At 59.8% G+C, this 26,676-nt stretch carries 23 protein-coding genes and 1 pseudogene; 10 read left to right on the top strand and 14 right to left on the bottom strand.

The genetic code is table 11. The features are described from left to right. Positions 1-108 precede the first annotated feature (108 nt). The gene (locus ACA064_RS20680) at positions 109-1,128 is read right to left on the bottom strand and encodes a DMT family transporter (protein WP_497669782.1); all 1,020 of its coding nucleotides are present in this window, start codon (positions 1,126-1,128) and stop codon (positions 109-111) included. On the opposite strand from ACA064_RS20680, the gene ACA064_RS20675 reads away from it, so the two are divergent. The 3 genes and pseudogenes from ACA064_RS20675 to ACA064_RS20665 all read left to right on the top strand — a co-directional run bounded on the left by ACA064_RS20675 (position 1,123) and on the right by ACA064_RS20665 (position 3,502). Continuing rightward, the gene (locus ACA064_RS20675) at positions 1,123-1,686 is read left to right on the top strand and encodes a helix-turn-helix domain-containing protein (protein ID WP_497669781.1); all 564 of its coding nucleotides are present in this window, start codon (positions 1,123-1,125) and stop codon (positions 1,684-1,686) included. The two genes, ACA064_RS20680 and ACA064_RS20675, sit on opposite strands and share 6 nt — an antisense overlap. 215 nt (positions 1,687-1,901) lie before the next feature. Then, a pseudogene (locus ACA064_RS20670) lies at positions 1,902-2,002 on the top strand (ABC transporter ATP-binding protein); the annotation flags it as partial. Between the two features lie 69 nt (positions 2,003-2,071). Beyond that, positions 2,072-3,502, top strand: a complete 1,431-nt coding sequence (locus ACA064_RS20665) for an FAD/NAD(P)-binding protein (RefSeq protein ID WP_497669780.1) — start codon at positions 2,072-2,074, stop codon at positions 3,500-3,502. A 179-nt stretch (positions 3,503-3,681) separates the two neighbouring features. Here ACA064_RS20665 and ACA064_RS20660 read toward each other — a convergent pair whose 3' ends face one another. Further along, positions 3,682-4,434, bottom strand: coding sequence for an anti-sigma factor family protein (locus ACA064_RS20660; RefSeq protein WP_497669779.1), 753 nt, complete (start codon positions 4,432-4,434; stop codon positions 3,682-3,684). Continuing rightward, the gene (locus ACA064_RS20655) at positions 4,431-4,937 is read right to left on the bottom strand and encodes a sigma-70 family RNA polymerase sigma factor (RefSeq protein ID WP_497669778.1); all 507 of its coding nucleotides are present in this window, start codon (positions 4,935-4,937) and stop codon (positions 4,431-4,433) included. Before ACA064_RS20655 ends, ACA064_RS20660 begins: the two co-directional genes overlap by 4 nt. Before the next feature lie 152 nt (positions 4,938-5,089). Between ACA064_RS20655 and ACA064_RS20650 the strand changes: the two genes are divergently transcribed. Both ACA064_RS20650 and ACA064_RS20645 read left to right on the top strand, forming a co-directional pair. Further along, positions 5,090-6,163 (top strand): catalase family peroxidase, encoded by a 1,074-nt coding sequence (locus ACA064_RS20650; RefSeq protein ID WP_497669777.1) that lies wholly within the window; start codon positions 5,090-5,092, stop codon positions 6,161-6,163. Next, on the top strand, positions 6,160-6,705 hold the full coding sequence (locus tag ACA064_RS20645) for a cytochrome b (protein ID WP_497669776.1): 546 nt from the start codon (positions 6,160-6,162) through the stop codon (positions 6,703-6,705). Before ACA064_RS20650 ends, ACA064_RS20645 begins: the two co-directional genes overlap by 4 nt. Positions 6,706-6,933: 228 nt before the next feature. On the opposite strand, the gene ACA064_RS20640 is transcribed toward ACA064_RS20645, so the two are convergent. After that, positions 6,934-8,085 (bottom strand): M14 family metallopeptidase, encoded by a 1,152-nt coding sequence (locus tag ACA064_RS20640; protein ID WP_497669775.1) that lies wholly within the window; start codon positions 8,083-8,085, stop codon positions 6,934-6,936. 520 nt (positions 8,086-8,605) lie between these two features. Next, entirely contained in the window at positions 8,606-8,947 is a 342-nt protein-coding gene (locus ACA064_RS20635) for a DUF6124 family protein (protein WP_497669774.1), read from the bottom strand. A gap of 129 nt (positions 8,948-9,076) precedes the next feature. Between ACA064_RS20635 and ACA064_RS20630 the strand changes: the two genes are divergently transcribed. Then, entirely contained in the window at positions 9,077-9,739 is a 663-nt protein-coding gene (locus tag ACA064_RS20630) for a LexA family protein (RefSeq protein WP_497669773.1), read from the top strand. Positions 9,740-9,776: 37 nt separating this feature from the next. On the opposite strand, the gene ACA064_RS20625 is transcribed toward ACA064_RS20630, so the two are convergent. From ACA064_RS20625 to ACA064_RS20610, 4 genes are all read right to left on the bottom strand, one after another. Then, a complete protein-coding gene (locus tag ACA064_RS20625) occupies positions 9,777-11,735 on the bottom strand; it encodes an acetyl/propionyl/methylcrotonyl-CoA carboxylase subunit alpha (RefSeq protein ID WP_497669772.1) in 1,959 nt (652 codons plus the stop codon). After that, positions 11,735-12,550 carry a gamma-carboxygeranoyl-CoA hydratase gene (locus ACA064_RS20620; RefSeq protein WP_497669771.1) on the bottom strand — a complete coding sequence of 272 codons (816 nt, stop codon included), beginning with the start codon at positions 12,548-12,550 and terminating at the stop codon, positions 11,735-11,737. Before ACA064_RS20620 ends, ACA064_RS20625 begins: the two co-directional genes overlap by 1 nt. Before the next feature lie 163 nt (positions 12,551-12,713). Continuing rightward, complete coding sequence (locus ACA064_RS20615) at positions 12,714-14,321, bottom strand: carboxyl transferase domain-containing protein (protein ID WP_497669770.1); 1,608 nt, start codon at positions 14,319-14,321, stop codon at positions 12,714-12,716. A 185-nt stretch (positions 14,322-14,506) separates the two neighbouring features. Then, complete coding sequence (locus ACA064_RS20610; protein WP_497669769.1) at positions 14,507-15,670, bottom strand: isovaleryl-CoA dehydrogenase; 1,164 nt, start codon at positions 15,668-15,670, stop codon at positions 14,507-14,509. 205 nt (positions 15,671-15,875) lie between these two features. Here ACA064_RS20610 and ACA064_RS20605 point away from each other — a divergent pair, with 205 nt between their 5' ends. Then, entirely contained in the window at positions 15,876-17,567 is a 1,692-nt protein-coding gene (locus ACA064_RS20605; RefSeq protein WP_497669768.1) for an AMP-binding protein, read from the top strand. Positions 17,568-17,776: 209 nt separating this feature from the next. Further along, on the top strand, positions 17,777-18,619 hold the full coding sequence (locus ACA064_RS20600) for a M15 family metallopeptidase (protein WP_497669767.1): 843 nt from the start codon (positions 17,777-17,779) through the stop codon (positions 18,617-18,619). 626 nt (positions 18,620-19,245) lie between these two features. On the opposite strand, the gene ACA064_RS20595 is transcribed toward ACA064_RS20600, so the two are convergent. The 3 genes from ACA064_RS20595 to ACA064_RS20585 all read right to left on the bottom strand — a co-directional run bounded on the left by ACA064_RS20595 (position 19,246) and on the right by ACA064_RS20585 (position 21,844). Beyond that, positions 19,246-20,145, bottom strand: a complete 900-nt coding sequence (locus tag ACA064_RS20595) for a hydroxymethylglutaryl-CoA lyase (RefSeq protein WP_497669766.1) — start codon at positions 20,143-20,145, stop codon at positions 19,246-19,248. A 112-nt stretch (positions 20,146-20,257) separates the two neighbouring features. Continuing rightward, positions 20,258-20,659: a MerR family transcriptional regulator gene (locus ACA064_RS20590; RefSeq protein ID WP_497669765.1), complete on the bottom strand. Its 402-nt coding sequence runs from the start codon at positions 20,657-20,659 to the stop codon at positions 20,258-20,260. Between the two features lie 255 nt (positions 20,660-20,914). Beyond that, on the bottom strand, positions 20,915-21,844 hold the full coding sequence (locus ACA064_RS20585) for a LysR family transcriptional regulator (RefSeq protein ID WP_497669764.1): 930 nt from the start codon (positions 21,842-21,844) through the stop codon (positions 20,915-20,917). A gap of 152 nt (positions 21,845-21,996) precedes the next feature. Here ACA064_RS20585 and ACA064_RS20580 point away from each other — a divergent pair, with 152 nt between their 5' ends. Next, positions 21,997-23,226 carry an acyl-CoA dehydrogenase gene (locus ACA064_RS20580; RefSeq protein ID WP_497669763.1) on the top strand — a complete coding sequence of 410 codons (1,230 nt, stop codon included), beginning with the start codon at positions 21,997-21,999 and terminating at the stop codon, positions 23,224-23,226. A 185-nt stretch (positions 23,227-23,411) separates the two neighbouring features. Here ACA064_RS20580 and ACA064_RS20575 read toward each other — a convergent pair whose 3' ends face one another. Continuing rightward, entirely contained in the window at positions 23,412-24,725 is a 1,314-nt protein-coding gene (locus tag ACA064_RS20575; RefSeq protein WP_497674293.1) for a substrate-binding domain-containing protein, read from the bottom strand. Positions 24,726-24,948: 223 nt separating this feature from the next. After that, the gene (gene xthA / locus ACA064_RS20570; RefSeq protein WP_497669762.1) at positions 24,949-25,761 is read right to left on the bottom strand and encodes an exodeoxyribonuclease III; all 813 of its coding nucleotides are present in this window, start codon (positions 25,759-25,761) and stop codon (positions 24,949-24,951) included. A gap of 212 nt (positions 25,762-25,973) precedes the next feature. On the opposite strand from xthA, the gene ACA064_RS20565 reads away from it, so the two are divergent. Beyond that, positions 25,974-26,621, top strand: a complete 648-nt coding sequence (locus ACA064_RS20565; RefSeq protein ID WP_497669761.1) for a GNAT family N-acetyltransferase — start codon at positions 25,974-25,976, stop codon at positions 26,619-26,621. Positions 26,622-26,676: the final 55 nt, after the last annotated feature.

The following is a 26,676-nucleotide window of genomic DNA, read 5'->3' as shown; positions in this document are numbered from 1 at the left end:
GGATCCTACAAGGTAGGCGGAAAAAGCCTGGTTTTCATTGTTTCGAAGAGCGATGTGCCGGCATCGGATTTTGGTTGTCTGCGAAAAGATCGCAGCCTGCGGCAGCTCCTACCCGCGTCCCAATGCGTCGTCAACTTCAACCACACCCTTGCCCTTGGTCTTCAACTCACTGACGATCACCGCCGCCACGATCAACCCGGCGCCCAGCAAGGCTATCGCCGGCAACCGTTCGCCGGCAATCCGCCCGACGATCCCGGCCCACACCGGCTCACCGGCATAGATCAGGGTCGCACGGGTCGGTGAGACACTTTTCTGCGCCCAGTTCATCGCCACCTGAATCGCCGCGCTGGCTGCGCCCAGGCCCAAGGCGCTGATCATCAGCAGCCAGGAAAACTCAGGAATGGCTTCCTGAGTCGGCACCACCATCAGGAACGCCAGCACCGAGGTCACGGCCAGCTGTACGACGGTTACCCGGCGCACATCGACCTGCCCGGCATAGGTGCTGATCAAGATTATTTCGGCGGCAATCGCGATGGCGCTGATCAGTGTGGCGATCTCCCCCGGGCTGAAATTCAACGAGGCCCCGGCAGGGCCGGAGAGCAGCATCAGGCCGGTGAACGCCAGCATGATGCCGATACTCGGCATCAACCCCGGCCGCCGCCCGAGCACCAGCCATTGCAGCAACGGTACAAAAGGCACGTAGAGCGCGGTAATGAACGCCGACTGACTGCTGGGGATGGTCTGTAACCCCACGGTCTGCAGACCATAACCGAGCATGATCGCCACCCCGATGAACGCCCCGGCCTTGAACTCGAACAGGCTCAGATTGCGTAAATGGCGGGCCGAGAACAACGCGACCAGGCCAGCCGCCGCCGCGAATCGCAGGCCAACGAAAAACATCGGGCCACTGACGGTCATTGCGTGCTGCACCAGCAGAAATGTCCCACCCCAGATCATGGTAATCAGCATCAGCACGCATTCGGCTTTGCTGAAGCGAGAGAACGGGGGAGAGGATTGGGGGGATTTCACCGACGTCATGACCTTGCGCGCTACCTGAGGGCGACGCACAATGCGCCTGAAGCTGGGCAGTATACTGCGCAAATCCGTAAAGTGAGCAATATAATGCACAAAGATCCTACGCAACGCGCTTCAGTCCTGCAGCACGTCAGCCAAAACGTGCGTCGCCTGCGGCATGCCGCGCAGTTGAGCCAGACTGCCCTGGCGGAAAAATCCGGGGTCAGCCGGCGAATGCTGGTGGCCATCGAAGCCGGCGAGAAGAACGTCAGCCTGACCACCCTGGATCGGGTCGCCGAAGCCCTGGACGTTGCCTTCAGTGACCTGATCCAGGCCCCCGATGCCCGCGACCCGAGCCGCATCAACGAGCTGGCCTGGGCCGGGCTGATTCCCGGAAGCAAAGCGGTGCTGCTGGCCAAGGCAACAGCCAGTCGTGAAGTCGAGTTGTGGGAGTGGCGACTGGAACCCGGTGAGCAGTACTTGTCGGAGCCGGATGCCGAAGGCTGGAGCGAACAGCTCTACGTGTTCGAAGGCTGCCTGACACTGATGCTCGGTGATCAGGCCCACACGCTTGAAGCCGGCGAATTCTTTATGTACGCCAGTCACCAACCCCATTCCTACCGCAACGATGGTCCGGTGGCAACGCGGTTCGTGCGTAACGTGGTGATTTGATCCGGGCAGCGGACAGCAACTGTTCGCGGCACAACAGCGGATAAACAATTTGCTTGTTCTTGTTCACTTGGATTCTAAGTTGGCTTCATAACTAACTGAATTCGTTTGCAATCTACATCAGGCACGACTTCTGCAAAGAACTCTTTGCGGATCCCCCATCACGCGTAGGCGTACACCGCAAAATTCTGTGGCATGCCAGATTTCCCTGTGGAAAGGGCCGGGTGCTGATGACTGTCCTGTTTTGGTACTGCTGGACGGGCCGACCATGGGTTTGGCGCCTATCATCGTTCAGGAAATTTTCGAGATCATCGCGCAGCCTTCTGATCGCCGGGTAACATAAATGTGGCGTAGAAATATGCCTCCCACACTGACAAGTGAGCACTGCATGAGCGAAACCAAAAGCGCACAGGCGAACCCCGCCATCCGCAGCGCGGACATCCTGATTGTCGGCGGTGGCTTGAGCGGCGCACTGCTGGCTGCGCAGCTGTTGCGTCTGCCCGGCAAGCGTCAACTGCTGGTGATCGAACCGCGCGCTGAACTGGGGCGCGGCGAGGCCTACAGTGCAGTCGAGTTGGGGCATACCTTGAACGGCAACGCGGCGCGCATGAGCGTCGATCCGGACAATGCCGATGACTTGACTCAATGGTTGAGTGAGTTCATCGCCGCCGGTGGCTGGCCCGAGTCGGATCAACAGCACGTGCCGGTCAGCGAGTTGTTCCCGCCCCGGGGAATCTTTGGTCTATATATGCAGCAACGCCTGGCCGAAGCCCAGGCGGTCGGTGCGCAGCAGGGCTCCAGCGTCGAGCATGTCCGTGGCGAAGCGGTCGATCTGCAAATGGATCAAAGCGGGGCGCTGTTGACCTTGGGCGACGGCAGGCAACTGCGCGGGGCTTTCGCGGTGCTGGCCACCGGGCTGTTCCCGGCCGCGCGTACGCCGCAAACCGAATCCAGCGGCTTGAACAGCGCCGCGCTGGACCCTTGGGATGTTGCGGCCATGACCCGGCTCGATCCGCAGTCCAGGGTGCTGATCATCGGCTCCGGGCTGACCATGGTCGACGCCGTGGTGTCGCTGGAGCAGGCCGGGCATCGCGGACCGATCGAGGTGTTTTCCCGGCACGGGCTTTTGCCCCATGTTCGCCGCCAGCCGCCGGCCTGGGTGGATTTTCTCGCCGAAGATCCAAGCATCCGCAGCCCCAGACAGTTGATGCGCGAACTGCGTCGCCAGTGCCAGGCGGCAATGGCGGCCGGTATCGACTGGCAAGCGCCGCTGGACACCGTGCGCGTACATATCGGCCGCCTGTGGAGTCAGGCGACTGACGAGCAGCGCCGGCAGTTCGTGCGCCATGTGCGGCCCTGGTGGGAGAGTCACCATCACCGTTCACCGCCACTGAGTGCCGCACTGGTGGCGCGGTTGCACGCCGAGGGGCGTTTGCGGATTCAGGCAGCGTCGTTCAAGGGCCTCGAACCCTCGGCTGACGGCCCGGTGAGCATTCGCCTGCGCCGACGCGGTGAAGCGCACATCAGCGTGGTCAGCGGTGCAGCGCTGATCAACTCCAGCGGCATCGAATACGACTGGCGCCGTGTGGCCCGGCCCTTGCCGCAGCAGCTGCTGGCACGCGGGCTGATTCAACCGGGGCCGTTGGCATTGGGAGTCGCCGCCGATGCTGGCGGTGCGCTGATCAATGCCCGTGGGCAGGTCGCCGAGCGCTTGTTCGCCATGGGCCCACCATTGCGCGGGATGTGGTGGGAAAGCACCGCGGTGACCGACGTGGCCAGCCAGGCCAAGGCGTTGGCGCAGAGGTTGGTTGAACTGTAGGAGCGAGCTTGCTCGCGATGGACTCAGGGGCGGCGCGTTAATCCAGAAAACACGCGTTATCGTTAACGTCCATCGCGAGCAAGCTCGCTCCCACATTTGATCTCGGGTGTTCACAAATAATGGGTCCACAAAAGATCCTTGTGGGCTTGCTCGCGAAGAAGATCGCTCGGGTTTCCCCGCTAAAACCGGGTCGCATGCTGCAGCATCTGCGCCGCAGTTGAATCCGCCGGGCTGACCATTGCGTAGTTATACCCGGCCCCCGACCAGTACTCGGCCTGTAACTCGCCGTCACTTCGGCTGCCACGGGGCAGCAGTTTGTTTTTCGGTCCCGGTGGGCGGATGTAGAAGCTGACCTTGCGCCCGTCCTGATCTTCGTACAACACCATCGCCGCCGGACCCTGGTCGGTGCTCAACAAGCGTGCGCTGACGGCCTTGAACCCGGCGCTCTGCAGGTCGGGCAGGCGGTTGGCATGGTCGAAGTAGCGGTCGAGCCAGGCTTGCATATCGCCGTTGTTCTGCACTTTCAAGTCGGCCGGCAGGAAGCCTTGCTGGGCGAACAACCGGTGCGCCTGCATGGCGTCGGTCATCGGTGGCGAGCCACCGGCCATGGTCATTTCCCGTGCCTGCCAACCGCTCAAACCACCGACGCCAATCGCCATCAACAGCAGGGCGGCGCTGGCCAGATGCCGTCGTGTCTGACGTTTGAGGCGCTGGCGGATGACGAGCGGATCGTGGTCCGGATTGGCCGGATACTGCAGGGTGCCGCTCAGGGCCGCGCGCAATTGCTGAGTATCCTGCTGCCAGGCTTCGACTTGCGCGGCGACCTCGGGCTGAGTGGCCAGATAGGTTTCGACCAGACGCCGGTCGGCATCGCTGAGTTGATGGTCGACGTAAGCGTGCAGGTCGCGTTCGTTTGGGGGCATGCTGATCATTTGAGTATCCGCAGAGAAGGGCTGGTGATCTCGCCGTCGCTGAGCTGGCGCAAGGCCTGGCGGGCGCGGGACAGGCGAGACATCACAGTGCCGATGGGGACGTCGAGAATCTCGGCGACCTCTTTGTAACTCAAGCCTTCCACCGAGACCCAGAGCAGCAGGGCGCGCTGCTCGGCGGTCAGCCGGTCGAATGCCTGGAGGGTCGATAACGCGATCACTGTGCGCTCCACTGAGGGCTGTACATCGTCGCGCCCGGTGAAGAACTCCAGCATCCGCGCATAACGTCGCGAGCGCCGATGGGCGTCGAGAAACTGTCGGTAAAGAATCGAGAACAGCCAGGCCCGCAGGTCGCCTTCGGGGCGTTTGTCACCCCAGCCCGACAGCGCCCGTTCAAGGCATGACTGCACCAGATCGTCGGCACTGCTGGAGTTACGGGTCAAGGACACGGCGAAGCGCCTGAGCCTTGGGATAAGTGGGCGTAACTGTTCATCGAGGTCGTTCATGAAATTCTGGCTAGTCTTGGGACTAGGGAGACGCCCGGGACTTAAGATTATTCCTGCCTCTGGAAAATAAACACCGGGCGATGGAATAAACCCTACCGGGCTTCGTCTGATTGATCCTTGTCATTTTGCGGCCCAGGGCCCTGGAGATTTTCATGGTTGAGCGCTCACCACCGCCACTGAGTACTGCGAGTCTGACGTTGCGTCTGGCGGGGATTGCCGTGGTGGTCGCGACGATTGCCGGGGCGTTTGCCTATGTCAACGGCACCTTCGACCCGCAGCGCCTGACGCCCAAGGCGCTGGTCGATGTATTAGAGAAAAACAACGGGGTGCATCCCGGATTCCGCCGAAATCACGCCAAAGGCGTGTGTGTGGCCGGTTATTTCGAGAGCAGTGGTCAGGCCCGCGAGTTTTCCCGCGCCCAGGTGTTCGGCGAGGCGCGTACGCCAGTGGTGGGGCGCTTTGCGTTGCCCAGCGGCAACCCCTATGCACCGGACAGCAGCGTGCCGATCCGCAGTCTGGCGCTGCGCTTCAAACAGGCCAACGGTCAGCAATGGCGTACCGGGATGAACAGCATGCCGGTGTTCCCGGTGGGTACACCCGAAGCCTTTTATCAACTGCAACAGGCCAATTCTCCGGACCCGGCCACCGGCAAGCCCAATCCGGCGAGTCCCCCGGCGTTCTTTGCCGCGCACCCGGAAACCGCGCCGTTCCTGCAATGGGTCAAGACCGCCAAACCTTCGGCCAGCTACGCCACCGAAACCTATAACGGGATCAATGCCTTTTATCTGGTGAACGCGGCGGGTAAGCGTCAGGCCGTGCGCTGGAGCGTGGCGCCGCTTGCTCAAGATGCAGCGGGAGCGAGTGCGCCTGAAGGCGCCGACTTCCTGGAAAAAAATCTGGTGCAGCGACTGGCCGCCGGACCCTTGCGTTGGCAGTTGAACATCACCCTGGCCAACCCCGAAGATCCCACCAATGACGCCAGCAAAGCCTGGCCGAACGATAGAAAAGTGTTGAATGCCGGCACCCTGGTGCTTGAGAGCACACAGGCGCAAAGCAACGGCGAGTGCCGCGATATCAACTACGACCCGCTGATCCTGCCGAGCGGCATCGAAGGATCCGACGATCCGCTGCTGGCTGCCCGCTCTGCGGCGTACGCCAAGTCATACCTGCGGCGCACCAGTGAAGTCAGCCAGTTGCCTGCCGCTACCCAGGAGTCGCACCCATGAGCGCCCAACCCAATCATTTCGCGCCTCTGGCGCGGCTGCTGCACTGGCTGATGGCGCTGATGGTCATTGCCATGCTGTTTATCGGCGCGGGCATGGCGGCCTCGGTGTCCGAGCGCCATGAATGGCTGATCCATATCCACAAGCCCTTGGGTGTGGCGATTCTGCTGCTGGTGATCGTGCGCCTGGTGGTGCGTTTCTCGACCCGACAGCCGCCGCTGCCGGCTGATCTGCCCGGCTGGCAGGTGCTGGCGGCCAAGGCTTCCCACCTGTTGCTGTACGCCCTGATGCTGATCCTGCCGCTGCTGGGTTGGGCAATGATCTCGGCGGCCGGTGACCCGGTGATGCTCGGCAGTTCATTGCAGCTGCCGGCGATCCTGCCGGCCAATGCGCCGCTGTTCGCCTTCCTGCGCAAGGCTCACGGGTACCTCGCGTACCTGCTGTTCCTGACCGTGCTGCTGCACTTGGCGGCGGCGCTGTTCCATGGTTGGGTGCGTCGTGATGGGGTACTGCAGAGCATGTTGTTTGGTAAGGATCAGGGCTGAAAATTCGGGGGATACACAACCAGTCAGGACCTGGGCGGCCCCAAAAGATCACAGCCTGCGGCAGCTCCTACAGGTTTTGCATACATCAGATAAATCGCGGGTGCATGGAGTCGCGTAGGAGCTGCCGAAGGCTGCGATCTTGGCGATCTGGCGAGTACCGAAAGTTCGGTGGCGGTCGAGTAACCCGGCCCGCATGCCCCGGCGCGGACATGCGGGCTGGTTGCCGGCTTAGCGCAACACTTCGACCATATCCGCCACTGTCGTTAAAACATCTTTCCCCAACCGCATCGAACGCTTCCCCGACCACCCGGTCAACGCATTCGGTGCGTCGTTGTTGTCTTTGAACGGCATTTCCAGGGTCAACGACAAACAATCGAACTTCTCTCCGACGCTGTTGCAGGCCAGGGTCATGTTGGCTTTGCCGGGTTTGTCTCGGGTGTAGCCGTGGGTGGTCTGGAAGTCGCGGGTCTGGTGTTTCAGGTGTTTACGGAAATGTTCTTCGAGTTTCTCGAGCCGCGGGGTGTAGCCCGGGTTGCCTTCGCAGCCAGCGGTGAAGACGTAGGGGATTTCTTCGTCGCCATGGATGTCGAGGAACAGGTCGACGCCGTACTTTTCCATTTGCTGCTGGACGAAGAAGACTTCCGGGCTGTTGTCCTGGCTCGCGCTCTGCCAGGCGCGATTGAGGTCCTGGCCCATGGCGTTGGTGCGTAAATGGCCATGGAAGGCGCCATCCGGGTTCATATTGGGGACGAGGTACAGATCGGCACTGGCCAGCAGCTTTTTCATCACAGGATCATCACGCTGTTGCAGACGCTCGATGATGCCTTCCATGAACCATTCGGCCATGTGCTCGCCGGGGTGCTGTTGCGCAATGATCCAGACCTTGCGCTGGCCTTCGGCGCCGGTGCCCTTGCGCAGCAACTGAATATCGCGACCTTCGACGCTTTTGCCGGTAGCGAGCAGTTCAGTGCCGGCCTTGGTCAGCGCCTGCTCGATCAGCCAGTCGTGACGTGCGCGGCTATAAGGCTCGAAATAGGCGAACCAGGCATTGGTGGCGCTGGTTTCAAGGCTGAACCGCAAGCTATCACCCTCGAAAATCGTCGGCACCCGAAACCAGTTGACGTGATCGTAGGAGGCCACGGCCTGGTAGCCAGCCCAGGCTTTGTTGTAGGAAGACCTGCTCGCGTTGCTCAGGCGGAACCAGTGTTCCTGACCCACATGCAGACCGCTGGCCTTGAAGTGGAACCATTGGAAGTGATTGCTGCGGGTGTCCGGTTTGATAGCCAGCAACAGCTGCAGCGGATTGCTGGTATCCAGCACCTCGATGTTGCCGCTGTCGAAGTTCGAAGTGATTTCAACAGAGCGCTGAGCCACGGTCATAATCTGGGTCCCTGAGTATGATTTTTATGGCTGCTACTTTACACGTAAGGAGGGGAGAAAATGGCGGGCAATTTCGGCAAAAAGGGGGGGCGTCGTCCCTGACGCGCCGGCAGCTTAGGGGGTATGCGATTGATTCTCAAGTGCTATTTTTGGATACTTTGCCCCAGTATCCACGGCGCTCTCTTGCAAACAGATATTCTTTTGCTATCATCGCCGCCATTCAAATAGCAGCACCCAGTCTTCATTAGCCTGAAGCCAAGCCAGAAAAAACTGGCAAAAAAAAGACCCGGCAAAAAGCCGGGTCAAAAACCGTGATTAGCCTGATGAGGAGATATTCCAAGAGTCCGACCTAAGGTCCCTTGGGCTATCGACTGATCTCGCGACCAGCTGCATGCAATAATAATCATTATCATTTGCAAGTCAAATGTTTTCCTCTGCTTTTCTGGAATTTTTTTTCCTGCCCTCTGCATTTTATCTCTATCTTGACGTCTTCGCTGTTCACGGAAAAGGGTGCCGCCCTTCAGTCGGTACGGGTTCCATCCAGCGCTCGATCGACCATGGATTTCGCCAGATCGATCATATACACCACCGAAAACGCCAGATCACGGTTTGCGCCGAACAGCTTGTCCGCTGTTTCATGGGCGGTGGCCGATGCGCAACGCAACAGGCCGCAGGCGTGGACCATGGCCTCCTCGCTGCTGATACCGCATTTCACCTCAAAGAGTTTTTCCTCGATCGCGGATTTTGAAACCTCCGGTTTCAAGTAATAGTCCAGGGCGCGCTGGGCCGCGGCGTGGTCCTTGAACGAGGAAAAGTCGACCTCTGTTGCCATTTCTATCGAGTCATTGCTGGGTTTGCTCATGATTTGGGATGCTCCACTGATGGGTCAAACAAGTCCATCCCAGACTAGTACAAATTGTATTTGTGACGAAAATTTAAATACTACAATGTGTGTATTGAGGGCTCGAGTACACAAAGTATTGTTCCGGCCATGGATAAATGGATCGAATTGGTCAAGGCCAAAATGAGTGACCTCAAGGTCACCCAAGAGCAACTCGCAGAGCGCCTCGGGATGTCCCAGGGCGGCGTCGGCCATTGGCTGAACAAACGTCGCCAACCGAAGATTGAAGACATGAACCGTGTGCTTCAGGAATTGGGCCTGGGATTTCTGGAGGTGGCTCTGGTGATCAGGGAACCCTCGACAAACGAGGAGGATGGGGAAGAGGATTACCAGCTATCGCTGGCCGATAAATACAATCCGTATTTCCGCTATCCGGTCAGCGACTGGCAAGGCGTATGCGAAGCGCGCGAGACGGAGCAACCGGCCTATTCCAGCGAGCGCTACGAACTGTCCGATTACCATGCCCGGGGCGCGGCGTTCTGGCTGGTGGTGGTCGGGGACGCCATGACGGCCCCGAGCGGCCTCAGCATTGCCCAGGACATGCTGATTCTGGTCGACCCGGCGGTTGAGGCAATGCCGGGCAAACTGGTGATTGCCCAGTGGCCGGGCAACGCCCAGGCGACTTTTCGCAAGTTGATCGAAGAGGGCGGCCAGCGTTACCTGGTGCCGCTCAATCCGACCTACCCGAAAACCCTGTACACCGATGAATGCCGGATCATCGGCGTGGTGATGCAGGCCACGGCGAAGTTCTGATTCGCCAGGTCCTGTGGGAGGCACAGGACCTGTCACTTCACTGCTCTGACTCCAGTTCTACCAACGCACTGCCTTCGCTGACCATCTCGCCTTCCAGGCAATACAGCGCTTTGATCACCCCGGCATGGGGTGCGCGAATGCTGTGCTCCATCTTCATCGCTTCGAGCACCACCAGTTGCGCACCGGCTTCGACGGCTTGCCCGGCTTCGACCAGCACCCGCACGATACTGCCATTCATCGGCGCCGTGAGGCCGCCGTGGTGGCTGTGGCTGGCTTCCACTGCAGCTATCGGGTCGTAAGGCTTGATGCTGCGCAGATCGCCTTCCCAGTGCAGGTAGAGCGTGTCGCCGCGACGGATCGCCCGATGCTGGCGCCGCAGACCGTTGTGCTCGATCAGCAACTGTTCGGCGCAAAGCTCGGCAGTGCGAGTGCCGGCAGGGTCCAGCGTGAGGGCTTTATCCTGCCCCTCGCAACTCAAGTGCAAGGTGGTTTCCAGCGGTAACCCGGCGCGAAATCCAGTGGGCAGCGCCCAGGGCGAACTTGGGTCATCGGCGCGCACCGAGTCTGGCTGGCTTTGCCCGAAGGCTTGTGCCGCGGCCTGCCAGAACTCGTCGCTCAGCTCGTTCGGCGGTGGCAGCAGTTGTTCCTGATAACGCGGAATAAAGTCGGTATCCAGTTCCGCTGCCGCAAAGGCCGGGTGGCCGACGATACGTCGCAGGAAGCTGATGTTGGTCTTCAGCCCGCCGATGGCGAATTCATCGAGCATGCTCAGCAAGCGCAGGCGTGCCTGTTCGCGGTTCTCGCCCCAAGCGATCAGCTTGCCGAGCATCGGGTCGTAAAACGGCGAAATGATATCGCCTTCTTCCACGCCGCTATCGACCCGACGACCCGGACCTGCTGCCGATTCGCGATACAGATCGAGGCGGCCGGCTGCCGGCAGGAAGTCATTGCTCGGGTCTTCGGCATACAAACGGACTTCAATCGCATGCCCGATCAACGGGACCTGCTCCTGAGTCATCGGCAACACTTCGCCCTGGGCGACGCGAATCTGCCAGGCCACCAGGTCGAGGCCGGTGATGGCTTCGGTGACCGGGTGCTCGACCTGCAAGCGAGTGTTCATTTCCATGAAGAAAAATTCGCCGCGCGAGTCCAGCAAGAACTCTACGGTGCCGGCGCCGACATACCCAATCGCCTGGGCGGCGCGAACCGCTGCTTCGCCCATGGCCCGACGTTGTTCGGCGCTCAACCCTGGTGCCGGTGCTTCTTCGACGACTTTCTGATGGCGCCGCTGGATCGAGCAGTCGCGCTCGTTGAGGTACAGGCAGTTGCCGTGCTGATCGGCGAACACCTGGATTTCCACGTGGCGCGGTTTGAGCAGGTATTTTTCCACCAGCATCTGCGAATTGCCGAACGAGGATTGCGCTTCACGCTGAGCCGAGGCCAGGGCTTCGGCCAGCTGGCTGACATCCTCGACCACTTTCATGCCTTTGCCACCGCCGCCGGCGGTGGCCTTGAGCAGCACCGGATAGCCGATGCGCTCGGCGGCGGCGCGGAAGGTTTCCAGGTCCTGGGCTTCGCCGTGGTAACCCGGCACCAGCGGCACGCCAGCGGTTTCCATCAGGGCCTTGGCCGCGGATTTGCTGCCCATGGCATCGATGGCCGAGGCGGGCGGGCCGAGGAAGATCAATCCCGCGGCTTCGATGGCGCGAGCGAACCCGGCGTTTTCCGAGAGGAAGCCGTAGCCGGGATGGATCGCCTGGGCGCCGCTGGCCTTGGCGGCGGCGATAAGTTTGTCGATTTGCAGATAGCTGTCAGCGGCTTTGCTGCCGCCCAGGTCGACGCGGATATCCGCTTCGCGACTGTGCCGCGCATCGCGGTCGGTGGCGCTGTGCACAGCCACGGTGGTCAGGCCCAGGGCCTTGGCGGTACGCATCACACGGCAAGCGATTTCGCCGCGGTTGGCCACCAGCAGGGTGGTGAGAAGAGGTGCGCTCATCAACGCGGCTCCTTGGTGGTCGTATTGGGCTGCCAGTTCGGCGGACGTTTTTGCAGGAAGGCGCGCAGACCTTCCTGGCCTTCGGGGCTGACGCGAATGCGGGCGATGGCGTTTTCGGTGTAGCGGCGTAGCGCCGGAGTCAGTGCGCCGTTGCCGACTTCACGCAACAAGTCCTTGCTGACGCGCATGGCGGCCGGGCTGTTGAGCAGCAGGTTGTCGATCCACTGTCCGACTTTCTGCTCCAGCTCAGTGGCTGGATAGCTTTCGGACAACAAGCCGATTTCCCGCGCCCGTTGCCCGCCGAATCGCTCGGCGGTCAGGGCATAACGGCGTGTCGCGCGTTCACCGATGGCCTGCACCACGAACGGGCTGATGACCGCTGGCGCCAGGCCAATGCGCACTTCCGACAGGCAGAACTGCGCGTCATCGGCGCCAATCGCCATGTCGCAGCAACTGATCAGGCCCAGCGCGCCGCCGAAGGCCGCGCCTTGCACCACCGCCAACGTCGGGATTTTCAGCTTGGCGAGGTTGTACATCAACTCCGCCAATTCCCGGGCGTCGTCGAGGTTGGTGTGGTAATCGAGTTCGGCCGACTGCTGCATCCAGGCCAGATCGGCGCCGGCACTGAAATGCTTGCCGCGACCGCGTACCAACAGAAACCGCAAGCTGGAATCGCTCGAGACCTTGTCCAGGGCGAGGATCAGTTCGCGGATCATTTCGGCGTTGAACGCGTTGTTCTTTTCTTCACGACTGAGCCACAGGGTCGCAAAACCACGCGGGTCGGTCAGCAGTTCGAGGGTGTTGAAGTCGCTCATATTGTTTTTGTCCTTCACTGCTTTGTGGGAGCTGGCGCTGTTGTTGTAGGAGCGAGCTTGCTCGCGATAGATTCAAGGTCGGCGCGTTTATTCTGAAAATACGCGTTTTCGTTAACGTCCATCGCGAGCAATCGAGCGTCGACCGGCTGCTCCTACACCAGGTTCACATCCGGAACACACCGAAGCGGCTCGGTTCGATTGGGGCATTCAGCGAAGCCGACAAAGCCAGGGCCAGTACATCGCGGGTCTGCGCCGGGTCGATGACGCCGTCGTCCCACAGCCGTGCGCTGGAGTAGTAGGGGTGGCCCTGCTCTTCGTACTGATCGAGGATCGGTTGCTTGATCTCGGCTTCCTGCTCGGCGCTGAAACCCTGGCCACTGCGTTCGGCCTGCTCACGCTTGACCTGCACCAGCACGCCGGCAGCCTGTTCGGCACCCATCACGCCGATCCGCGCATTCGGCCACATCCACAAAAAGCGCGGATCGTAGGCGCGGCCACACATGCCGTAGTTACCGGCACCGAAGCTGCCGCCGATGATCACGGTGAACTTCGGCACCTTGGCACAGGCCACTGCGGTCACCAGTTTCGCGCCATGTTTGGCGATGCCGCCGGCCTCGTATTTCTGGCCGACCATGAAGCCGGTGATGTTCTGCAGGAACAACAGCGGGATGCCGCGCTGGCAGGCCAGTTCAATAAAGTGCGCACCTTTCTGCGCGGCTTCGGCGAAGAGGATGCCATTGTTGGCGAGGATCGCCATCGGATAACCGTGCAGGTGGGCGAAACCGCACACCAGGGTGGTGCCGAACAGTGCCTTGAATTCATCGAACACTGAACCGTCGACCAAGCGTGCGATGACTTCACGTACATCGAACGGTTGCTTGGCGTCGGCCGGAACCACGCCATACAGCTCGTCGCTGGGGAACAGCGGGGCAATCGGCGTGCGCTGTTGCAACTCACCGAGCTTGCGCCAGTTGAGGTTGGACACGCTGCGTCGCGCCAGGGCCAGCGCATGCTCATCGCTGTCGGCGTAATGGTCCGCGACCCCGGAAATCTTGCAGTGCACATCGGCCCCGCCAAGGTCCTCGGCGCTGACCACTTCACCCGTGGCAGCTTTCACCAACGGAGGGCCGGCGAGGAAGATGGTGGCCTGCTGGCGAACCATGATCGCTTCGTCAGCCATGGCTGGTACATAGGCGCCGCCGGCGGTGCAGGAGCCCATGACCACGGCGATTTGCGGAATGCCCATGGCGCTCATATTGGCCTGGTTGAAGAAGATCCGCCCGAAGTGCTCGCGGTCGGGAAACACTTCATCCTGGCGCGGCAGGTTGGCGCCGCCGGAGTCCACCAGGTAAATGCACGGCAGGCGATTCTGCTGGGCGATGGTCTGGGCGCGCAGGTGCTTTTTCACCGTCAGCGGGTAATAAGAACCGCCTTTAACCGTGGCGTCGTTGGCGACGATCATGCATTCGACGCCTTCAACGCGGCCGATACCGGCAATCACACCGGCCGCCGGAACGTCTTCGCCGTAAACTTCGTAGGCCGCCAGTTGGCTGATTTCCAGAAACGGCGAACCCGGATCAAGCAGGCGATTGATGCGCTCGCGCGGCAGCAGTTTGCCCCGCGAGGTGTGCCGCTCCTGAGCCTTGGGCCCGCCGCCTTGCTGGACCTGGGCGAGCAGGGTATGCAGCGCGTCGACCTGGGTGAGCATCGCCGCACTGTTGGTCGCGAACTCCGCCGAGCGCGGGTTGAGCTGGGTATGCAAGATGGTCATGGACCTACTCCGTAGGAGCGGCAAGCCCCAAGCTACAAGCTGCAAGCAAGAGCCGATTCTCTTGCTGCTTGAAACCCGAAACCTGCCGCTAAATATCACTTTGCCTCACCCCAAGCCATAAGCCTTGCGCCGCAAGCAAGGGCGAACCCTTCTTGCGGCTTGAAGCTTGTCGCTTGAAGCTGCTCTTATTTCGTTTCGTTGAACAGTTCACGACCGATCAGCATGCGGCGAATCTCGCTGGTGCCGGCGCCGATTTCGTAGAGCTTGGCGTCGCGCAGCAGACGACCTGCCGGGAATTCGTTGATGTAGCCGTTGCCGCCGAGAATCTGGATCGCATCCAGCGCCATTTGCGTTGCGCGTTCGGCGCTGTAAAGGATCACACCGGCGGCGTCCTTGCGGGTGGTTTCGCCACGCTCGCAGGCCTGGGCCACGGCATACAGATAAGCGCGGCTGGCGTTGAGTTGGGTGTACATGTCGGCAATTTTGCCCTGGATCAGCTGGAACTCGCCGATGCTCTGGCCGAACTGCTTGCGGTCATGGATGTAGGGCACCACCAGGTCCATGCAGGCCTGCATGATCCCGGTCGGGCCGCCGGAAAGCACCACGCGCTCGTAATCGAGACCGCTCATCAGCACTTTTACGCCACCGTTGAGGGCGCCCAGCAGGTTTTCTTCCGGGACTTCGACGTCATCGAAGAACAGCTCGCAGGTGTTCGAACCGCGCATGCCGAGCTTGTCGAATTTGTTGCTGCGGCTGAAGCCTTTCCAGTCACGCTCGACGATGAACGCGCTGATGCCATGGGCGCCTTTTTCCAGGTCGGTCTTGGCATAGATGACGTAGGTGTTGGCATCCGGTCCGTTGGTGATCCAGGTCTTGCTGCCGTTGAGCACATAGCGGTCGCCGCGCTTGTCGGCGCGCAACTTCATCGAGACCACGTCGGAACCGGCATTCGGTTCGCTCATGGCCAGGGCACCAACGTGCTCGCCGCTGATCAGTTTTGGCAGGTACTTGGTTTTCTGTTCGTGGTTGCCGTTGCGGTTGATCTGGTTGACGCAGAGGTTGGAGTGCGCGCCGTAGGAGAGGGCGACCGAGGCCGAGCCGCGGCTGATTTCTTCCATGGACACCACGTGGGCCAGGTAGCCCAGGCCGGCACCGCCGTATTCTTCCGGCACGGTGATCCCGAGCAACCCCATGTCGCCGAACTTGCGCCACATGTCGGCGGGGAACAGATTGTCGACATCGATCTGCGCGGCGCGCGGGGCGATCTCTTTAGCAACGAAGGATTGGACCTGATCGCGCAGCATGTCGATGGTTTCGCCCAGGGCGAAGTTCAGGGTTGGGTAGCTCATGGGGTCACCTTTGGGCTTTTTGTTAGATGTGGAGAGCGCCTGTTCAGCTCTCACCTTTACGTTAACGTAAGCCTGAGATGGACGGCTGTCAATCACCCTTTACGTTAACGTCAACTTGCGCCAGAGTAGAGGCAGTTTCTGTAGGAGCCAGGCCCTCATCTGCCCGGTTCCTGCCTACCCACTAATAAACACAATAGGGGTCGTCATGGATCAACCAGGTGCCATTCAGCATAGCTATACCCGTGGCTCGCAGGACAAAGCCCTGCTGGCGCTGACCATCGGTCAGGCGTTTGACAATACCGTTGCGCAGTATCCGGATGGCGAGGCGCTGGTAGTTCGCCATCAGCAGCTGCGCTACAGCTGGAAGCAGTTGGCTGAAGCCGTCGACTTGCATGCCAGAGCGCTGCTGTCGCTGGGATTGCAGGCCGGCGACCGCCTCGGCGTCTGGGCGCCGAACTGCGCTCAGTGGTGCATCAGTCAGTTCGCCAGCGCCAAGATCGGCGTCATCCTGGTCAACATCAATCCGGCCTATCGCAGTTCCGAACTGGAGTACGTGCTCAAGCAATCCGGTTGCCAATGGCTGGTGTGCGCCGGGTCCTTCAAGACTTCCGATTACCACGCAATGCTGCAAGGCCTGGTGCCGGAACTGGCAGAACAGCCCATTGGCCAGTTGCACAGCGAACGCCTGCCCGAGCTACGCGGGGTCATCAGTCTTGATCCGCAGCCGCCATCGGGTTTCCTGCCCTGGTCGCAGTTGTCCGAATTGGGTGCCGGGGTAGCAGTCGAACGCCTGCAGACCCGGGCCAACAGCCTGCATTTCGATCAGGCGGTGAATATCCAGTACACCTCGGGCACCACCGGCTTCCCCAAAGGCGCGACCCTCAGTCACCACAACATCCTCAACAACGGTTACATGGTCGGCGAAAGTCTCGGCCTGACGGCTGCCGATCGGCTGGTGATCCCGGTGCCGCTGTATCACTGCTTCGGCATGGTTATGGGCAACCTCGGTTGCATGACCCATGGCAGCACCATGATTTATCCAAACGATGCCTTCGATCCGCTGCTGACCTTGACCACCGTCGCCGAAGAGCAGGCCACGGCTTTGTACGGCGTGCCTACCATGTTTATCGCCATGCTCGATCAGCCACGGCGCGCCGAGTTCGACCTGTCGAGTCTGCGCACCGGGATCATGGCCGGGGCAACCTGTCCGATTGAGGTGATGCGCCGTGTCATCAACGAGATGCACATGAGCGAAGTGCAGATTGCCTACGGCATGACCGAAACCAGCCCGGTGTCCTTGCAGACCGGTCCCGCGGACGATCTGGAGCTGCGCGTGACCACGGTCGGCCGAACCCAGCCGCAACTGGAAAGCAAGATCATCGACCCAGCCGGTAACACCGTCCCCCGCGGGCAGATCGGCGAGCTGTGTACTCGCGGTTACAGCGTGATGCTCGGTTACTGGAGCAACCCGCAAGGCACTGCCGAGGCCATCGATGAGGCCGGCTGGATGCACACCGGTGACCTGGCGACCATGAATGAGCAAGGCTACGTGTGCATCGTCGGGCGCAACAAGGACATGATCATTCGCGGCGGCGAAAACGTTTACCCCCGCGAGCTGGAAGAGTTCTTCTTCACCCACCCGGCGGTGGCGGATGTACAGATCATCGGCATTCCAGACGTCAAGTATGGCGAGGAAATCGTCGCCTGGATCAAGTTCCACCCCGGTCATGTGGCCAGCGAACAGGAGCTGCAAGCCTGGTGCAAGGAGTGTATCGCGCACTTTAAAACGCCGCGTTACTTCAAGTTCGTCGACGAGTTTCCGATGACCGTGACTGGCAAGATCCAGAAGTTCCGGATGCGCGAGATCAGCATCGAGGAGCTCAACGTGAACCGATAGATCCCGATTTGTCCTTCACCAGGCAAGCTCTGTTTAGCCGCGATGAAAAATGCCGATCCAAGTGTCGGCATTTTTTTGTCAGCCATTTGAAGGTTGTAGGTGACATTCATACACACTGCCCTTGATGACCCTGCTGCTGAGGCTGTTGTATGGTTTTTTCATGCCCACCATGGAGGAGGGTATGAGGACCTACAGGAGTTACAACAGACATGCACGGAAGAAAATTTTTGGCGATCGGTATTATGTGTTCAGCGGTAGGCGTTGGGCTGAGCGAGATGGCGCAGGCAGGTATTTCTCCGGTTACCCCCAAGCTGTGCGAATTAATGAAAGCCACTAATGTCATCACTGACGATAACCCGGTCGGCTGTGACAGATTGCGTGTGGTGACCTTCGACTTCACCAATTTCGAAGGCAACACCGAGCAAGGTTCGGTAACGGTATTGGATGCCTTTGCCCCTTACGTACAAACCATCTTCAACGACCTTCAGCGGATGGCGTTTCCATTGGAGAAAGCGCGTGGTCTCGAACATTACCTGGGGGATGATGGCGCCTCGATGGCCGACAACAATACTTCGGCTTTCAATGGGCGACCAATTACCGGGGGGAGCAGTTGGTCCTTGCATGCCTACGGCGCAGCGATTGATCTGAATCCGATTCAAAACCCCTACATCGGTATCCAGGCCAATGGTCAGGCGATGATCGATCCGGTTGCCTCGGCGCGTGCCTATGTCAATCGAATGCAGTTTCGACCCGAAAAACCGGAGCGGTTTGGCCTTGCTGAACCAGTAGTCGATACCTTCGCCGACAATGGTTTTATCAATTGGGGAGGTTATTTCAACTTCCCGATTGATTATCAGCACTTTGAAGTGGCACCTCGCCGTTTCCTCGAGCATCTGGCGGCGGTTTCTCCCGAGCAGGCTGCAAAAGATTTCGATGGATATGTTGCTCACTACCGGAGCTGTTTGCAGGACTCCAGTGAGCAGGATCCAGGCGCTCGCCGCGCCCGTTGTGTGGGCGATACTCTGGAAGCGTATCGCCAGGTGAAGAGTTAGTTCCACCCAGGAACGGCCGCAGGTTCGGACCGCGTTCGGACGAGCTTTTGGGAAGATAGAGATAAGGCCTGAACGCCAGAAAGCACAAAGGGGAGCCGAAGCTCCCCTTTAATTTGTTGTTACGTGCTCTTTTTTTATTATTGAGGGGCGGTCTGTTGTTGTTTTTGGCAACCGTGGCCCTTTACCGCTGTTATGTCGATCCCTATCCAGGATCAAGAGCAAACGTATTTTTTTGAGCGCTGATCTACCTTCTCGCTAAGCGATCCAACCAGTTCGGGAGCTACCTGAAGGTAGTTTTATTGTTCTCTGCCGGGTTGCGGGTTACTTCGAAAAGCACCCTGGAAGCACACCTTCTCCAAAAAAATCTGTTAGCTGCGTCTCTGCCGTGTTGTTTTTGTTATGTCAGAGTCGTTACGTCTTATTTTTATTGGGTTTGCCGCTTATTTTTATTCTTGTTGTACAGGAGATATAGCAGAAGCCGTGCCAACTTTTAAAAACCCTTTAAAATCAATCACATGGTTATTTTATAGGAAAAGGCACTCAGACAATTCCCGCGAATCTGTTCCCGTGTTACTCGTTTTCGCTCCGGGATTGAGGGGGCGGTAACACCCCGTCACAACCGCACCTCACACGGCGCTGCGAGCCTTGGCCACGCGAGAACCGGTCGGGCGTCCTAGTACCGTGCAGATCTGCTGGCCGGCCTGGATCAGGCGGTCCATGTCGATTCCGGTGCTGATTCCCAGGCCATTGAGCAGGTACAGCACGTCTTCGGTGGCGACGTTACCGCTGGCGCCTTTGGCGTAGGGGCAGCCACCGAGGCCGGCGATGGAGCTGTCGAACACCGCGATGCCTTCCAGCAGGCTGGCGTAGATATTGGCCACGGCCTGGCCGTAGGTGTCATGGAAGTGTCCGGCCAGTTTGTCCCGTGGCACCTGACTACCGACCACCTCGAACATCTTTCGGGTGGCGCCGGCGGTGCCGGTGCCGATGGTGTCGCCCAGGGAAACTTCGTAGCAGCCCATGGCGTACAGCTCCCGCGCGACAGCGGCGACTTGCTTGGGCGCCACCTGGCCTTCATAAGGGCAGCCCAGCACGCAGGACACATAACCGCGCACGCTGATGCCGTGCTGTTTGGCGGCTTCCATAATCGGAACAAAACGCTCGAGGCTTTCGCTGATCGAGCAATTGATATTGCGTTGGGAAAAGGCTTCGGAAGCGGCGGCGAATACCGCGACTTCCTTGACCCCGGCTGCCAGCGCGTCTTCGAAGCCACGCAGATTCGGCGCCAATGCACCGTAGGTCACCCCCGGTTTGCGCTGGATCTGTGCGAAGACTTCGGCTGAGCCGGCCATCTGCGGCACCCATTTGGGCGAAACGAAACTGCCGACTTCTATATAACCAAGGCCGGCGGCGGTCAGTGCATCGACCAGTTGCACCTTGTCCGCCACGCTGATGGGCTGAGCTTCGTTCTGCAGACCGTCGCGGGGGCCGACTTCGATCAGGCGTACGTGGGTGGGGATAGACATGAGTTGACCTGCTATGGGTTGTCAATGTGCCAAAGGACGCGAACATCGATCAAATGTGGGAGCGACGGTGCGGCGATCCCACATTGAGTTATTCGTCACCCTCACGATGGTGTTACTGAGCCACCTTCTGACTCTCGATCGTCTCTTCCAGCGCCTGGATACAGCGCTCTTCTGCCGTGTCCAGCTCAAGCTTCATTTGCTCGATATCGAGCATTTGCTGTTCCAGCTGTTCGCGACGTTCGGTGATTTTCGCCAGCATGCTGTGCAGCTGTTTCTGGTTGCCGCTGGTAGGGTCGTAGAGTTCGATCAGCTCGCGGCATTCGGCCAGGGAGAAGCCGATGCGCTTGCCCCGCAGGATCAGCTTCAGGCTGACTTTGTCGCGAGGCGAATAGATGCGTTCCTGGCCGCGCCGCTCGGGGGCCAGCAGGCCTTGCTCCTCATAGAAGCGAATGGCGCGGGTGGTGATGTCGAGCTCGCGGGCGAGGTCGGAGATGCTGTAAGTCTGGCTGCTCATGGAAGCGCTCAAGAAAGGTCTTGCTGCTAAGCTAATGGCAGGTTGACGTTTACGTCAAGCAGTGTAGATCTTCGGTGTCAGTACTGGCCTCATCGCTGTAGGAGCGAGCTTGCTCGCGATGGTCGCCAACGATAACGCGGGGCGCCTGAATCACTGCAGCGCTTTCGAGTTCATCGCGAGCAAGCTCGCTCCTACAGGAATTAAACGGACCATGTGTGAGCCTGCTCGCGATGAACGATGACGCGGTCCTCAGTCCTACACTTTGTCCAGCTTCTTCTCATGGGCAGTCACTTGCTGGCACAACTCGATCATCTGCTCGCGCATCCAGCGGTTGGCCGGGTCCTGGTCGGTGCTTTCATGCCAGTAGAGGTGGGTTTCGACCGGCGGCACGTCATTGACCGGCAGGTTGAATGCATGCAGCTCATGCCGACGGGCGAAACGCTCCGGCACGGTCATCACCATGTCGGTCTGCTGCAGCACTTGCGAAGCCATCAAGTAATGCTGTGAGCGCAGGGCGATCTTGCGCTGGATGCCCATCTTGCCCAATGCCAGGTCGACATGCCCCAGGCCACTGCGCCGGCTGGAGATATGGATATGGGTCAGCGACAGGTAGTCCTCGAGGGTGAATTTGTCTTTGCCTGCCAATGGATGCCCCTTGCGCATGGCGCAGACATAACGGTCTTCCATCAGCTTGACGTGGCGCACTTGCGGGTCGGTGTTGAGGGGCGCATCGACCGCGAAGTCGAGGCGACCGGCCGCCAGTTCCTTGGTGGTTTCCCGGCGTTTGGATAAAAAGCTCTCGATGATCACTGTCGGGGCCAGGCGTCGCAGGCGCTGGAACAGCGGCGGCAGGATCACCGCTTCGGTGAGGTCGGTCATGCTGATGCGGTAGGTCTTGGTCGCTTGCAGCGGGTTGAAAATCCGGCTTTCCTGCACCGACACTCGCAGTAGCGATAACGCGTTGCGCACCGGACCGATGATGTTTTGCGCCATGGGCGTAGGCACCATGCCCTGGGCGGTGCGCACGAACAACGGGTCGTTGAAGGTCTCGCGCAGGCGGGCCAGAGCGTTCGACACGGCTGGCTGAGTGATGCCGACGATCTGCCCGGCACGGGTCAGGTTGGCTTCGGTGTAGATCGCGTCGAAGACGATGAAAAGGTTCAGGTCGACCTTGCTCAGATTCATTGCGCTGCACTCTTATTTTTAGGTTTCGATCAACTGATCATATATCGGTGATGAATGTTAATACACGCCGAGAATAGGCTAGGTAAATTTTCGTAGCTGTTCTAGCATCGATTGCATGACCTCATCAACCTCCTCGAAGAAGGTAGCTGCTCATGGATTTCGCTTATTCCCCTAAGGTTCAGGAACTGCGTGAGCGCGTGACCGCGTTCATGGACGCTTACGTTTATCCGGCTGAAGCGGTGTTCGAACGCCAGGTCTCGGAGGGCGACCGCTGGCAGCCGACCGCGATCATGGAGGAGCTTAAACTCAAGGCCAAGGCCGAAGGCTTGTGGAACCTGTTCCTGCCCGAGTCCGAGCTGGGCGCCGGCTTGACCAATCTTGAGTACGCGCCGCTGGCGGAAATCATGGGTCGCTCGTTGTTGGGGCCGGAGCCGTTCAACTGCTCGGCACCGGACACCGGCAACATGGAAGTACTGGTGCGCTACGCCAACGAAGAACAGAAACAGCGCTGGCTGGAGCCGCTGTTGCGCGGCGAGATTCGTTCGGCCTTTGCCATGACCGAGCCGGATGTGGCTTCCTCCGATGCCACCAACATGGCCGCCCGTGCCGAGCGTCAGGGTGACGAGTGGGTGATCAACGGCAAGAAATGGTGGACCTCGGGTGCCTGCGACCCGCGTTGCAAGATCCTGATCTTCATGGGCCTGAGCAATCCGGATGCGCCGCGTCACCAACAGCACTCGATGATCCTGGTGCCGGTGGATGCTCCGGGTGTGAAGATCGTCCGTCCGCTACCGGTGTTCGGTTACGACGACGCGCCCCATGGCCACGCTGAGGTACTGTTCGAGAACGTCCGGGTACCTTATGAGAATGTGTTGTTGGGTGAGGGGCGCGGTTTTGAAATCGCCCAGGGTCGCCTTGGCCCAGGCCGGATTCACCATTGCATGCGCTCGATCGGCATGGCCGAACGTGCACTGGAGTTGATGTGCAAACGTTCGATCAGTCGGACTGCGTTCGGTAAACCCCTGGCACGTCTGGGTGGCAATATCGACAAGATCGCCGACTCGCGGATGGAAATCGATATGGCGCGTCTGCTGACACTGAAAGCGGCGTACATGATGGACACCGCCGGCAATAAAGTGGCGAAAAGCGAAATCGCCCAGATCAAGGTGGTTGCACCGAACGTGGCCTTGAAGGTTATCGACCGGGCGATCCAGATCCATGGCGGGGCCGGGGTTTCCAACGATTTCCCGCTGGCCTACATGTATGCCATGCAGCGCACCCTGCGCTTGGCCGACGGCCCGGACGAAGTGCACCGCGCGGCGATCGGCAAGTTCGAGATCGGCAAGTATGTGCCCAAAGAGATGATGCGTAGCGGGCAGTAAGACCCTGTGGCGAGGGAGCTTGCTGTGGTGAGGGGGCTTGCCCCCGTTCGGCTGCGAAGCAGTCGTAAAACCTGTGTATGCGTTCTCCCTGAAAAACCGCAGTTGCAGATTTTAGGGCCGCTGCGCGCCCCAGCGGGGGCAAGCCCCCTCGCCACAGAAGCCCCTCGCCATACTCTGTGTTCACTTCAATACACCCAAACCTCCACCCGCCGATTCTTTATCCGGCCTTCATCGGCGCTATTGGCCGCCACTGGCATCTCGGCGCCAAAGCCGCGAATCTCGCGAAATACCACGCCGTTCTTGACCAACTCCCGCCGCACCGCCATGGCTCGCAGCTTCGACAACAGGTCCGCCCGCGCCGGGTCGCTCTTGGCATCGCCAAAACCCACCAGCGTCACCTGTTTATCGAGCTTGTTGTGGAGCCTTAAATAGGCGAGCACTCGCGACAGATCCTGGCGGGCTTTGTTGTCCAGGCTGGCGCTGCCTTCCTCGAAGCGAAAATTCACCGACAGCCGTTGTGCGTGACGGGTGATGGCCTGATAGCCGTCAGGCATCTGCGCGCCGACCATTACCGGCATGGCATGCACGCTCTGAGCAATAAAACCGTTGGCAGCGACGATAGTCTGGCCCTTGCTGCTTTGGGCAAACGCCACCAGCGCAGTGGCCCACGGGTTTTGCCCGCTGGGTGGCAGGTAAAAGAACAAGCGCCGCGACAACGGGTAGTCCTCGGTGGCGATCAGGCTATTGAGCGGCAGCATGGGTTGCGAATCGCCGTCGACAATCGCCACGGCCTTGGCCTGACGTACATAAGGCAGGCCGATAAAGCCGATGCCTTGCGGGTCCTGGCTGACCGCATCAGACAGCTGCTCGCTGGATTCAAATCGTTTCGCCGCGCCGTCCAGGGTTTTGCCGCGACGGTTGAGCACAAGCTCCTTGAAGGTATCGTAGGTGCCCGATTGGTCATCCCGGGCATACAGCTGGATCGTCCCGCCAATGCCGCCCAGATCTTCCCAGGTGTTCACCTCGCCGCTGAAAATTCGCGCCAGTTGCTCAGTGTTCAATTGGCTCAAGGGGTTTTGCGGATGCAGGATGATCGCCAGCCCGTCGATGGCGATCACCTGCTCGGCGGCGGGGCTTTTCAGGTCGCCCAGGGTTTCGAGGTCGACCAGTTCACTGTCCTTGATCGGTCTCGATGAGGCCGCCAGATCGGCAGTAGCGGCTTGAAGTGCGGTAAACCCGGTGCTCGAACCATGGGCCGCGATTTCCACCACCACCTCGCGGCCTTGCGGCGTCTGGCCGACGATCCGCTGTTCGTTGGTGTGGCCGGTGATTTCGCTGCGCACCTTGAGCAGGCCCTGATCTTCCATCAGCCCTTTGACCAGCGCCGGACCCAATGCGGCGCCGATGGTGTTGGAACCCTGAATGCGCAGGGCAGGGCCCTGGTCCGGGATCGGTAGTTCATTGGCGACGACAGGAACAGTCAGGCTGCAAAGCATCATCACAAACAGCGCGCGCAGCATTGGAGCGGCACCTTCTAAGGCAAGGGAAGTGCCGGGAGAATAAGTCAGTGAGATTGCTGAAATATGACAAACGCCGCAGATCAACTGTGGGAGCGAGCTTGCTCGCGATTGGGGCTGACATTCAACATTGATGTTGGCTGACAGTCCGCTATCGCGAGCAAGCTCGCTCCCACATTATTAGAGTTGTGTCGGTCTTTGGGGATCAGCTCAACTCAAGCCAGATCGGCGCATGGTCGGAAGGTTTTTCCATGGCGCGCAGGTCGTAGTCGACGCCGGCAGCCTTGATTCGTGGCAACAGTGCGTGGGAGGCGAGGATCAGGTCGATGCGCAGACCGCGTTTAGGTTCGTCTTCAAACCCGCGACTGCGGTAGTCGAACCAGCTGAAGCGATCGGCGACGTCCGGGTTCAGATGCCGGAAGCTGTCCACCAGACCCCAGTTCTTCAGACGGGCCATCCACTCGCGCTCTTCCGGGAGGAAGCTGCATTTGCCGGTTTTCAGCCAGCGCTTCATGTTGTCCGGGCCGATGCCGATGTCGCAGTCTTCCGGGGAAATGTTCACGTCGCCCATCACCACCAGCGGCTGATCATTGCGGAATCGGGTTTCGAGCAATTGCTGCAGGTCGTTATAGAAGCGTTGCTTGGCCGGGAACTTGGTCGGGTGGTCGCGGCTTTCACCTTGTGGGAAATAGCCGTTCATGATGGTCACCGATTCGCCGTTGGCGTCGGCGAAAGTGCCCCAGATAAAACGTCGTTGAGCGTCTTCTTCATCACTGGCAAAGCCTTTGTGCAGCGCGATCGGTTCCTGACGGGAGAGCAGGGCGACGCCGTAATGGCCCTTTTGCCCGTGGTAATACACGTGATAACCGAGGGCCTGGATTTCGGCGAACGGGAACTGGTCGTCATGGACCTTGGTTTCCTGCAGGCCGATTACATCCGGCTGGTGTTTCTCGATCAGCGCTGCCAGCTGATGCGGCCGGGCGCGCAGGCCGTTGATGTTGAACGAGACGATCTTCATGGTCGGCAGTCCTGGCAAAACTGCGATGCTAGCCGACAAGTCCGGTGGCGGCCAGCGTGGCGGTAGGTCAGATGCACTGCTAGTGTCCTTTGAGCGTAGAGTGTGAGCAGTTGTTAAGGGGAACTGTGCGCTCGTACACAGGCTCGTAGTAACAAAGGCTTTTGTATAAAGAGCACGGCCACTTTGAGCCGCGCCCTGGGAGATCGACTGTTATGCCTGAAACCTCTGCCATCGCTGACATTCATATGCTCGATAGCGGTTATTCCCGCGAAGCGCGTTCCTTGCTGTATCAGGCCTACCGGCATGAGCCGACGTTCGCCTTTTTGTTCGAGCACGGGCGACCTGGTTATGAGCAGCGAGTCCGGGCAACGGTGCGCGAACTGGTCAAACAGCACTTTCTCCAGGAATTGCCGGCCATCGGCCTGCTGGTCAACGACCGGCTGATCGGTATCGCCTTGATCGCACCGCCACAACGTCGCCTGGGCATCACCGAGAGTTGGGCCTGGCGCCTGCGAATGGTGCTCAGCACCGGCTTTCGTTGTACCCGGCGTTATCTGGACTATCACGAGGCGGTGGTGGCCTGCCTGCCCTCCGATGCGGTTCATGTTTTGCCGTTGCTGGGGATTCATCCGCAATTCCAGGGCAAGCACTTCGGCGAGCAGTTGCTGCAAGCAGTGCATAATTGGTGCGCAGTGGACGAGCATTCGGAAGGTGTAGTACTCGACACCGGGAACCCTCGTTATCTGGAGTTCTATAAGCGCCAGGGCTATGAGGAAATCGGCGAGGTCGCTATAGGACCTGTCCGCGAACATGTGTTTTTTCACCCCAATCCGCAGATGTTACAAACAGCAACCGCTTAATGTAGAAACTTCCGGTCAATCCAGGGCTCTATCACGCTCCCTTGCTCGTGATAGC

This window comes from Pseudomonas sp. LBUM1658, from assembly GCF_059716055.1.
This window is presented reverse-complemented; position numbering and strand designations above follow the sequence as displayed.